Origin of the sequence: Empedobacter sp. UBA7611, assembly GCF_002484365.1 — a bacterium.
In the GTDB taxonomy this organism is placed as follows: Bacteria; Bacteroidota; Bacteroidia; order Flavobacteriales; family Weeksellaceae; genus Empedobacter; species Empedobacter falsenii_B.
In genome coordinates, this window is the sequence record NZ_DLJR01000032.1 from 1 (window position 1) to 10,215 (window position 10,215).

Annotated in this window: 12 protein-coding genes; 7 read left to right on the forward strand and 5 right to left on the reverse strand. The window is 30.2% G+C overall.

From position 1 onward, the window contains the following. From B3R94_RS04500 to B3R94_RS04525, 6 genes are all read left to right on the forward strand, one after another. Nucleotides 1-729 (forward strand): type I restriction-modification enzyme R subunit C-terminal domain-containing protein (locus B3R94_RS04500; protein ID WP_291098950.1); only part of this gene is annotated, 729 nt, incomplete at its 5' end. Then, a complete protein-coding gene (locus B3R94_RS04505) occupies nucleotides 729-2,351 on the forward strand; it encodes an HNH endonuclease (RefSeq protein ID WP_280038071.1) in 1,623 nt (540 codons plus the stop codon). The genes B3R94_RS04500 and B3R94_RS04505, both read left to right, overlap by 1 nt. A 23-nt stretch (nucleotides 2,352-2,374) precedes the next feature. Beyond that, nucleotides 2,375-3,820, forward strand: a complete 1,446-nt coding sequence (locus B3R94_RS04510) for an HsdM family class I SAM-dependent methyltransferase (RefSeq protein WP_291098953.1) — start codon at nucleotides 2,375-2,377, stop codon at nucleotides 3,818-3,820. Next, nucleotides 3,820-5,136 carry a restriction endonuclease subunit S gene (locus B3R94_RS04515; protein WP_291098956.1) on the forward strand — a complete coding sequence of 439 codons (1,317 nt, stop codon included), beginning with the start codon at nucleotides 3,820-3,822 and terminating at the stop codon, nucleotides 5,134-5,136. The genes B3R94_RS04510 and B3R94_RS04515 overlap by 1 nt, the downstream gene beginning before the upstream one ends. A 19-nt stretch (nucleotides 5,137-5,155) precedes the next feature. Then, a complete protein-coding gene (locus tag B3R94_RS04520) occupies nucleotides 5,156-6,031 on the forward strand; it encodes a hypothetical protein (RefSeq protein ID WP_280038074.1) in 876 nt (291 codons plus the stop codon). 116 nt (nucleotides 6,032-6,147) lie between these two features. Next, nucleotides 6,148-6,906, forward strand: coding sequence for a hypothetical protein (locus B3R94_RS04525; protein ID WP_280038075.1), 759 nt, complete (start codon nucleotides 6,148-6,150; stop codon nucleotides 6,904-6,906). 43 nt (nucleotides 6,907-6,949) lie between these two features. Here B3R94_RS04525 and B3R94_RS04530 read toward each other — a convergent pair whose 3' ends face one another. Beyond that, nucleotides 6,950-7,159 carry a hypothetical protein gene (locus B3R94_RS04530; RefSeq protein ID WP_225541534.1) on the reverse strand — a complete coding sequence of 70 codons (210 nt, stop codon included), beginning with the start codon at nucleotides 7,157-7,159 and terminating at the stop codon, nucleotides 6,950-6,952. A gap of 149 nt (nucleotides 7,160-7,308) precedes the next feature. On the opposite strand from B3R94_RS04530, the gene B3R94_RS04535 reads away from it, so the two are divergent. Continuing rightward, nucleotides 7,309-7,728: a hypothetical protein gene (locus B3R94_RS04535; protein ID WP_280036375.1), complete on the forward strand. Its 420-nt coding sequence runs from the start codon at nucleotides 7,309-7,311 to the stop codon at nucleotides 7,726-7,728. Here the strand turns inward: B3R94_RS04535 and ytxJ are convergent. The 4 genes from ytxJ to B3R94_RS04555 all read right to left on the reverse strand — a co-directional run bounded on the left by ytxJ (nucleotide 7,717) and on the right by B3R94_RS04555 (nucleotide 9,675). Beyond that, the gene (gene ytxJ / locus B3R94_RS04540) at nucleotides 7,717-8,043 is read right to left on the reverse strand and encodes a bacillithiol system redox-active protein YtxJ (RefSeq protein ID WP_291098962.1); all 327 of its coding nucleotides are present in this window, start codon (nucleotides 8,041-8,043) and stop codon (nucleotides 7,717-7,719) included. The genes B3R94_RS04535 and ytxJ overlap by 12 nt on opposite strands. A gap of 117 nt (nucleotides 8,044-8,160) precedes the next feature. Continuing rightward, nucleotides 8,161-9,147 carry a type II toxin-antitoxin system HipA family toxin gene (locus tag B3R94_RS04545; protein WP_291098964.1) on the reverse strand — a complete coding sequence of 329 codons (987 nt, stop codon included), beginning with the start codon at nucleotides 9,145-9,147 and terminating at the stop codon, nucleotides 8,161-8,163. Between the two features lies 1 nt (nucleotide 9,148). Beyond that, nucleotides 9,149-9,469 (reverse strand): HipA N-terminal domain-containing protein, encoded by a 321-nt coding sequence (locus tag B3R94_RS04550; RefSeq protein WP_280036371.1) that lies wholly within the window; start codon nucleotides 9,467-9,469, stop codon nucleotides 9,149-9,151. Further along, a complete protein-coding gene (locus B3R94_RS04555; RefSeq protein ID WP_038330353.1) occupies nucleotides 9,466-9,675 on the reverse strand; it encodes a helix-turn-helix transcriptional regulator in 210 nt (69 codons plus the stop codon). Before B3R94_RS04555 ends, B3R94_RS04550 begins: the two co-directional genes overlap by 4 nt. Between the last annotated feature and the right edge of the window lie 540 nt (nucleotides 9,676-10,215).

Consider the following 10,215-nt stretch of genomic DNA (forward strand, 5'->3'; position numbering starts at 1 on the left):
AATTTTGATGGAGATCCAACAAGAGTAAAAGTTATTGGAGATAATGAACCTATCGATGATGATTTTGAAAATGAAGATAATAGTGATGAGGCAACTGATATAATTAATGATCCTAAACCTCCTTACAATACCAATGATTCTCCTTTTACAGAGAAAAAAGAAAAACCTAAAAAAATTTATATCAACGGTGTAGATGTAAGTGTATTAAATCAACGTGAATTATACTTTGATAACAATGGTAAACCCATTACAATTGGATTAAAAGATTATACAAAGCAATTAATTAACGAACAGTTTGAAACGATGGATAAATTTTTGAAAACATGGAATGAAGCTGATCGAAAAAATGCCATAATAAAAGAATTAGAAGAACAAGGTGTTCCTGTACATGAATTATTGGAAGCAGTAAATAAAGAATGTGATTTATTTGATATTATTTGTCACGTAGCTTTTGAACAACCTCCGTTAACTCGTAAAGAGCGAGCAAATAATGTAAAAAAACGTAATTATTTTACAAAGTATGGAGACAAAGCTATCAAAGTTATCGATGCCTTAATTGACAAATATGCAGATGAAGGAATTGAAAATTTAGAATCGATGGATGTTTTGAAAATTAATCCAATCTCAAGCTTTGGATCACCTGTTGAGATAGTTAAATCATTTGGCGGTAAAACGCAATATCAACAAGCAATTAAAGAATTAGAAAACGAAATTTATAGTATAGCATAATGGCATCAATATATTTAAACAAATTATCAAAAGAAGAAAGACGAAATTTAATAGAAGAACTTTACAACATACAAAGTGGTAAATGTTTTATTACTCAAGATGATATAGATTTAGATCTTCATTACGACCTTTTAGATGTTGACCATGTAATACCAACCAAATTAGGTGGTAAAGATGATAAATCAAACTTTGCTTTAACATTTTCTTCTGCTAATCGGTCAAAACAAGCAAGTGATTTAAATTTAGCAAGAAGAATTTATTCATTTTTAAAAATTCAGGAAAAAATTAAAACTGAAGAAGATCGTTCATCTAATTTAGATGATATTTTAAAAATAAATCAAGGAGGATTACATGAATTAAAATTTAAAGTAGAAAACGATAACATTAAATATTCTTTAGCTGATATAGCTGATACAAATGTTATATCATTACCAGTCTATGAAGATAAACTAAGTAAACAAAAGTACTTCTTTACTAATTTACCAATAGAGTATCTACATCATGATAATATTATAAATCCTAGACCTATTGGTAGTAATATTGCAAAATTAATTTCTGAATTTTATGAAGGTAACCCTCAATTGCATATTTCTTTAGGTTGGATTGAAGAAAAAAGCGATACTAATTCATGTCAAGTTAAAATTTTTGATGGTCAACATAAAGCGGCAGCTCAAATTTTGTTGGGAGTCAGAAATATTCCTGTTCGTATTTTTATTAATCCTGATATAGAAAAACTCATACAGACAAATTTCCGTGCTGGAACAACTTTAAAACAAGTAGCTTTTGATAAATCTGTACAAAGACATTTAGGAAGTACGCTATATTATGATCGAGTAAGTCGTTATCAAAAAGATTTGGATTTGCCAGAGGATAATTTGAATTTTTCCGAAAAGGAACTGGTGAACTTCTTTAAAGGTGAATCTAGAGAACTTAAACGTTACATATTAGACGCGGTTCGAGATAAGGTAACCAAACATCCTGATAATAAATTGATGGAATATGTAGATATGGGAGGTCGTGCTAAAGAGAAGCCCTTGTCTTACTCTACGATAGATAAAACATTTTATTCTTTCTTTATCTATGGTGATTTGTTAGAAACACCTATTTCGTTTAAAATGGATGAAGGTAAAAATCCTCGAACTTTGGAAGTAGAACAAATTACCAAATTGATGAATATTTTATCGGAAGTAATTTTTGATGACAAATTTGATTTCAATATTGGAACTTTTAAAATTGAAGATAAAATTCAAAAGGGTGAAGATATCAATGCTGACCATGTAAGAGCATACCGTATGGCAAAAGAAGAAATTGTCTATTCATATTTAAAATTAATTCATAAAATCATACAAAATTATTATATCTCTACTGGTCAGATTATTGATGAAAAGAAGGTTTTTCAATATGAATTTACAGATGCTCTTTGGAACAATATCCGTAATTTTATCATTAATTTAGCTGACTTACCTCTATGGAAAAATAACACTTTTTCTACGACAGTATTTGGATCAAAACAAAATTCGGGATATTGGACAGAAATCTTTGGAACAGGTAAAAGTTCTCAAGGTATTAAAGTATTAGCAGAACCTATCAATTTGATGGAAATGCAAAAACCAAAAATGTAATTTATTTTAGAAAAATAACAACAATGAGCATATCAGGAATTTTAGATAGCATCAGAAAAATAATGCGACAGGATAATGGGCTAAACGGTGATGCACAACGTTTGGAACAATTGGGATGGATGCTGTTTCTAAAAATCTTTTCAGATAAAGACGAAGAATTAGAACTATTATACGACGATTATACCTCACCAATTCCTACCGAATTTCGTTGGGAAAATTGGGCAGGTGACGACGAAGGCATTACAGGTGATGAATTATTGGAATTTATCGATCAAAAACTGTTTCCAGCTTTACGCAATTTAGACATCAGTACAGGTGTAAAACGTGCAGTTATTGTTCGAGAAGTCTTCGAAGGAAATAACAATTACATGAAAAAAGGCGTTCATATCCGTCAGGTATTGAACAAACTAAACGAAATCGACTTCAACAGTACCAAAGACAAACACGCTTTTGGTGATATTTACGAATCGTTATTAAAAGATTTACAAAACGCAGGTAAATCGGGCGAGTTTTATACGCCTCGTGCCATTACGCAGTTTATTACCAAAACCCTGAATCCGCAATTGGGCGAACGTATTTTAGATCCGGCTTGTGGTACAGGTGGTTATTTAACGGCGGCTATTGAGCATATTTACAAGCAAGTGGATTCGGTTGAAGATCGACAAGCCTTGCAAGACAATATCATTGGTTGGGAATACAAACCGTTGCCGTATTTGTTGGCAACGACTAATTTGATTTTGCACGATATCGAAGTGCCGAATATTACCTACCGCGATTCGTTGGATCAGCCGTTGACGGAATACAAACAAAAAGACCGTGTAGATGTCATCTTGGCGAATCCGCCTTTTGGTGGCGTGGTTTCGAACAACAACGAAAACAACTTCCCACAAAATTACCGTACCAAAGAATCGGCCGATTTGTTCTTGATTCTGATGATTCACTTGCTAAAAGTAGGTGGACGTGCGGGGATTGTATTGCCCGATGGTTCGCTAACGGGCGATGGCGTAAAACAACGCATCCGCGAAAAGTTACTGAAAGATTGTCGTTTGCATACCATTGTGCGTTTGCCTAACTCGGTGTTTCAGCCGTATGCCACGGTAGCGACCAATTTGTTGTTTTTTGAGAAAGTAGAACACAACAACGAAAAAGCCGATTATGCCACGAAAGAAGTGTGGTATTACGAACACCGTTTGCCAGAAGGACAAAAAGCCTACAGCAAAACCAAACCGATAAAAGAAGCCGAGTTTGAACCGATTACGGCTTGGTGGAACAACCGTACCGAAAGCGAAGTAGCTTGGAAAGTGAGCATAGACGAACTGATTGCCCGCAATTTTGATTTGGACATTAAGAACCCAACCAAACAAGAAGAAGTAATTGAACATTCTTCGGCAGAATTGATGACGCAATTATCAGATTCTTTAGCCAAAACCAATACTTTATTAGAACAACTAAAACAAGCGATTGGGTAATGGAGTGGAAAAAAGTTAAATTGAAATCAATATTCAAACAATATAGAATTGAACATAGAGTTCAAGATGATATTGTATATAAACAAGTAACCATTTCAAAACATACAGGAGTTTCATTTAGAGGAGAAAAATTAGGGAAAGAAATTGGTCGAAAAAGACAATTTGTAATAGATTTAGATTTACATCCTCATACTTTGATGTTTGTACGTCAAGGTGTACAAGATGGTTCTATTGGTTTTGCTCCATTAGAAGTTAATAAATGTATTGTAACTGAAAATATGCCAATGTTTTCAGTTGAAGATGTAGACGTAGAATTCATAAAATCTTATATCGAAAGTTCTTTATTTAAAGATATTTTAAACAGTTTATCTACTAAAGGTGCGGCTCAGAAATCAATTCATGAAAAAGAATTGTTGGAAGTTGAAATTTTAATTCCAGAATCTTTAGAGGATCAAAAAGCATTTGGAAAACTAATAAAAGATAGCACAAAGAATTCTAATAATATTTCCACCGAAATCACCCATCAATTGGACTTGATTAAAAATCTACGTCAGGCATTTTTGCGTGAGGCGATGCAAGGATTATTAGTCAGCAATGAAACCAACGACGACAAAACCGGAGCTGATTTATTAGCCGAGATACAAGCAGAAAAAGCACAATTGGTGAAAGAAAAGAAAATCAAGAAACCAAAACCTTTAGCACCGATAACCGAAGAAGAAATGCCTTTCGATATCCCTGAAAATTGGACGTGGTGTAGAGTTGGTGATCTATCTTACTCAATTGTTCCGAACAGAGATAAACCGAAATCATTTACAGGACATATTCCTTGGATTACTCAAACAAATTTTTCTGAAAAGAGTTTTTATTTAGATTATTCATTAACAGATAAAGGCTTGTCAATTGAAGAAACAAATTTATATAACTGTAGAGTAATGCCTAAAGACAGTATAGTTATGAGCTGTGTTGGACGATTTGATTTAGTATGTTTATTAGATAAACCAATAGTTGCAAATCAGCAATTACATTGTTTTGTACCATTTTCTAATTTATCTCCTAAATATCTTGCATATAGTATCAAACAATTTTCCAATTTATTAATTGATAAAGCTATTAAAACAACAATTAGTTATATTAATAAGGAAAAATGTGAATCAATTTTTATTCCTCTTCCACCTTTAGAAATCCAAGAACGCATTGTAGCTAAATTGGATGAGTTAATGGGCTATTGCGATGCCTTAGAAACACAAGTAAAACAAAGCCAACAAACCAATGCGTTGTTGTTGCAACAGGTGTTACGAGAAGCTTTGGGGGCTTAGATATAATAAAATTTTGATTATGGTAAATCTAAAAGAATACATTTACAAAGAAATGGATATTTTGTTTCTGGCACTTAATGCGCCAGAAATTTCTAATGCTAATGCGCATTGGTTCAGTAGAAATTTAAGTTTTTGGAACGTGTTATTCAAATCAGGGTTAATCACTCAACAAATCAACGATCCTTTAATAGGTGATGAGATTGTTTTTGGTTCTTCAAAAATCAATTACAATCAATGGATCTACGGTGTAACTGATCTGAATAACGAGTTAGTCGAAACCAATAGCCAAAATGTTTCAATTGAAACAAAGCATTTGGACAGAATACTAAAAATACTTGAACGTAATCATGTCAAGAAACTATGTTTAATACACTCTAAAGTTGGAGAATGTATTCGTAATTCTGATAAACTTTTAGATGTACAAAACAACAGATATGGATATATTGGCAAAATTGGAGAAACATTGGTCTATGAAGTGCCATTTCATAATGCTTCGATAACTAATAAAGAACAATACTATCAATTGCTTATAGATGCTATTAAACCTAGTCAAGAAAATAATTCAAAACAAGAAATAAATAAAGTTGCTCCAAAAACTAAAACAGGAAAGTATTTCATACTACCAAGTAATAGAAATTCGATTACACAAAATGATATTAAGAAAAAGACATTACGAATTACCGTAGATTTTAAAGATTATTTCCCTGCTAATGATTCTACAGTGAAGATTCAAATTGGAGATAATAAATTTAACTTAAAATATACACATAAAGAAGGTCGTTCCTCTTTATTAAAAGTAGATGAAAAAATTATTCGTCTTTTAAATCTTAAAGCTAATCAGCGATTAAAATTCGAGATGCTTGATAACAATATTTATGAATTAAGTAAAATATAGTATTAGTTTTTTGGTTAAAAATAATTAATCAAAACTAATACATTGTTGTTACAGCAAGTGTTGCGAGAAGTGTTGGGGGCTTAGAAAAAATAAATTAACACAATAAAAATTATTATATGGCTTTTATCCAAGGAACATTAGAAGAAGTTTACATATTTTTAGGGCCGAGAACATCAGATATTGTAACACAATTAGCAAGACCACATCGCAAAAAAAATGGTATTAGAAAATCTTGTGGAGAATTGAATAATGATGGTTCTATATGTAAACAATATACTGGCTTACATGCCGCACATTTAAAAGGTAGAGAACGCAAAATATTAATTCAAGAAATATTAGAAGAATTTGGTGAAAAAATTACCAATATTACTTATAAAATTGATTTGAATTTATTTGAGGAAGAATTCAAGAAAAAACACGAAAATTTTCATGATGTTATCAAATTCATGTGTCCAAAACATCATAAAAATTATGATTTAAATAATGGAATTGATAGTTCTAAAGAAGATCCAATTATTGATTTTGAGGAAATAGAAGAAATTATAGAAATATCTGAATTAATAGAAAATGAAGACCCTTTAGATACTTTATTAAAAAATAAAGATTTTGTTTTATCCGCTTTTGAAAAAATAAAATTAATGAATAATCAAGATGAAATAATTTTGACTATTACTGATCCTGAAAAATGTAAACAATTATTTAATTTAGATTTTGCTATATTAATAGAAATTAATAAAATTACAGAAGATCTTCACAGAAGATACTACAGTAAAGATATTTTCATTGACCATTATGGTAATGAATATAAAATAACTAATCATTGGTTTAAGCTACAGATAGAAGCTTTTGAAAATTGGTTAAACAATTCTAAATAATAATAAAACCCCAACAAAATTATTCATGTTGGGGTTTCTATATTTACTCCTTCGGAATCTCCACGAACACAGCACCAATATATTCTTCTTTATACCCTTTTACTGTCATCATGTGTATAAATGGAAGTAAATCCAACTCAATTGAACTTCCATTAAAAGTTTCTTCTTTCAAGTCTAAATTACCATTATAACTCAGGGTTTCTTTCACTTTTTTTAATTGTTCATCAGACAATTCAATTGTAATTATAGGCATATTTTCTTGTTTTTAATTTATATTACAAAGGTCATAAACCATCCCGCCAAAATATGTCTTTTAGATATTTTTATAATTATTTTTTAGACTATGATAATCTGATAGTTGTGTAGTCATATGTTTGCTTCATCATTTTAAAATAGAAGATTATGAAATTAAAAGTTCATTATGAAGTCGAAACACTATTCGATCAAGAAACAAAAGAAGTAACAATTAATTCATTTTATAATGATGATCCGATTGTTGCTCGCGAAGAAGCTTTTTCGTTTTTAAGAAATTATATCAATGTTCTGAAAGAAGAAAATCAAGTAGAAGTTGAAACTAAATATTCGGGACCACGAAATCATGCCCAATTTAGATTTGATAGTCGCACCAAAAATTTCGATCATAATTTGAGTACATATTTTGTAAGTCAATTAGTGTTTAAAGACTCAAAGTTAAATAAGGGGTTAAAGATATATCTTGTCGTAGATGAAACTTTTTATACAGGTGAAGATTTTATTGATGAACACGAACGTAATTTAGTTTTCCTGTTAGGAAATCAAACCGAAGATTCTTTAATCGAATAAATCTAATTGTTTCTGAATTTCTTCATTTTTTATTTTACGATGTGATGCATTGTACACACATTTTCCATCTTTTATAATTAGGATTTGCGGTGATTCGTGCTGAACATTGTATCGTCGTTCAATCTCATTAGAGAGTGGTCTATACGTTAATAAATCTAAATAATTCAGTTCAAAATCGCTTTCTTTTACAATATCCCAAATTATATCACATAACCCACAAGTTGTACTGTGTTTATAAATAATTTTTGGTTGATTAAAAGATGCTTGATCAATTTGATCTAAGTGATCTAAAGTTGTAATATATATTTTTTTCATTTTTGATTCTATTATTTCGCTTCTAAAATTACGTTGAAAAGAAGGAATAACCTATTCCATTTTGCTTATAGGATAAATTATAAAAAATGTTTTAAGGAAATCTCCTTGTTCATTTTTTTACTTTACAATTATTTTCAGTTTCTTCAATCGAAGCTGATAACTTTGCAAATAATTTCGTTTTAGCTTTTCTGATAAGTACGATTTACCAATTAAATCTACCACTTGATCTTCCTTAGAAGATAGATTTTGAAGAACTTTAGCAATAGATTTTTCTGTCATTTCTGCATTTTCACCTAACAAAAATAATTGGTCGATTATTTTACCTTTTGAGATAGATTTCGGTAATAATCCATCTTTTAAAGCAAAATCAGCATCCTCGATATGAATTTTGGTATTCAGTAAATCATATGCTGGACTTAATTTAAAATCTCCTTGTTGAGTTTCTATTAAAGAAAAATTCTTTAAATGAGCATCTCCATTAGAAAACAGATAATTGAAAACAATCAAAGCGAATAACTTTGGAGTTTCTACTTTCCAAGCAGGGACATATTTTTTCAAGGCTTCAAATAATTCGAGATAATTTCCTTCATACTTGTATTGTTCCCCATCAGTTGCTGGAGATTTCCCTAATAAAGAAGCAAAATCTTCCACAGCTAACTTATCTCCAATTTCATTGTAATCAAAACGCTTCGTAAGGTATGCTGGACTTCCATCTTTAAAAAAAACTAAAGCATTTTCTGCCGTTTCAATTTTAAAAACTTGTTTAGCGATTTGCATCGTTAAATGCTCATTCGCTGGTGCAAATTCACTATTTTTGGGTAAATCAGAAATTGGTTTTAAAATATAATGTCCACTTTCGTTTTCATTCGTTAATCTTAGTTCATTTCCATCAAGAATTAAAGAATATTTCTCTTGAAATCCCGAAATAGAAATATGTGTTTGATTTTGGTTAAAACTACTTTTATCCTTACGATCAGTTAGCGAAGTATAATTTAAAATTGGATTCACTTTTTTTCCATTAAACAACTTCTTTAATACACTTGGACTATATGTATTAAAATTTTCTTTTAAAGAACCGGGACAATTTTTTATTTCTAACTTCATGCTAAACTCTTTCTATTGTTACTGCACCTACTGTATCTACTTTAGAAGCTTGTAGTAAAATACCAAAAGCATCATCTTCGTCAATCTTATATGTTTTACAAATCATTCGTTTATTTACCCCTTCTGGTAATAAATGATAGAAAAAAGGAAACAAAGTTTCAGAATCAAACTCTTTTTGATTTTTAGGCAACGTTAAACTTATAGAAGGCTTAGAATCATCATTTAACCAATCTTCATTATAGATAAAATGAAAGCGACCATTATCCAATTGCGTTAGAACTCCTGCCCTTTCTCCTTTATATAAAATTTGTGCAATTCTCATGATTCAATTGTTTTAACCTCTAATTTAATTTCTAATCCTAAGGCATCACACAACTTTTGAAGCGTTTCTAAAGTTGGATTACCTTTACCACTTTCAAATTGTTTTAACGTTCGTAAACCTACACCTGAAATCTCCGCTAATGTTTCTTGTGATATCGCTAAAACTTTACGACGTTCTTTTATCTGTTCGATTAATAATAGTGTCATATAATGCACTTTTAATGTAAATTTAGAAAGAAATTAGATATAAAACAAGAAAAGTGCATTGAATTGCACTTTCTAGAGAATGTTGATCGTTTTTAGTCTAAAGTATATAAATAGTGCAATATATTGCACTTAATAAATCTTAATTTGAAAACATAACTAAATAATGGGGAGGTTAGATGGATTTGAAAAAGCTAACCCAAGCTATATTTGTAAACTTATACACTTTAAAAGACAGTGCATTTTTAAAGAAATAGGCCAAAAAAACGTGAAAGATGAATTCTTAAATCTAATACATTCTACTGTGCTACAATTAAATAATGTAGTCATTCAAAAAAGAATTAACGTACACTCCTAGGTTTACAAGATGATCTTTTCAAACTAACAGCAGATGATGAGTTTGGTAGAAAATTACAAGATATAGAATTACTATAATTACATTTTTAAAATTAAATTTTGTCACAAATTTTCACTAAATTTGTGACATAAAATTAACCAAAAACAAAATGAAATCATCTAAATATCAAATAGAAACAAAGATTT

Excerpts from the sequence above, each read along its gene's own strand:
- B3R94_RS04510 (WP_291098953.1), top strand. The coding sequence starts at position 2,375 with ATGAGCATATCAGGAATTTTAGATAGCATCAGAAAAATAATGCGACAG.
- B3R94_RS04555 (WP_038330353.1), bottom strand. The coding sequence starts at position 9,675 with ATGACACTATTATTAATCGAACAGATAAAAGAACGTCGTAAAGTTTTA.
- B3R94_RS04525 (WP_280038075.1), top strand. The coding sequence starts at position 6,148 with ATGGCTTTTATCCAAGGAACATTAGAAGAAGTTTACATATTTTTAGGG.
- ytxJ (WP_291098962.1), bottom strand. The coding sequence starts at position 8,043 with ATGAAAAAAATATATATTACAACTTTAGATCACTTAGATCAAATTGAT.
- B3R94_RS04535 (WP_280036375.1), top strand. The coding sequence starts at position 7,309 with ATGAAATTAAAAGTTCATTATGAAGTCGAAACACTATTCGATCAAGAA.
- B3R94_RS04545 (WP_291098964.1), bottom strand. The coding sequence starts at position 9,147 with ATGAAGTTAGAAATAAAAAATTGTCCCGGTTCTTTAAAAGAAAATTTT.
- B3R94_RS04550 (WP_280036371.1), bottom strand. The coding sequence starts at position 9,469 with ATGAGAATTGCACAAATTTTATATAAAGGAGAAAGGGCAGGAGTTCTA.
- B3R94_RS04515 (WP_291098956.1), top strand. The coding sequence starts at position 3,820 with ATGGAGTGGAAAAAAGTTAAATTGAAATCAATATTCAAACAATATAGA.
- B3R94_RS04520 (WP_280038074.1), top strand. The coding sequence starts at position 5,156 with ATGGTAAATCTAAAAGAATACATTTACAAAGAAATGGATATTTTGTTT.
- B3R94_RS04505 (WP_280038071.1), top strand. The coding sequence starts at position 729 with ATGGCATCAATATATTTAAACAAATTATCAAAAGAAGAAAGACGAAAT.
- B3R94_RS04530 (WP_225541534.1), bottom strand. The coding sequence starts at position 7,159 with ATGCCTATAATTACAATTGAATTGTCTGATGAACAATTAAAAAAAGTG.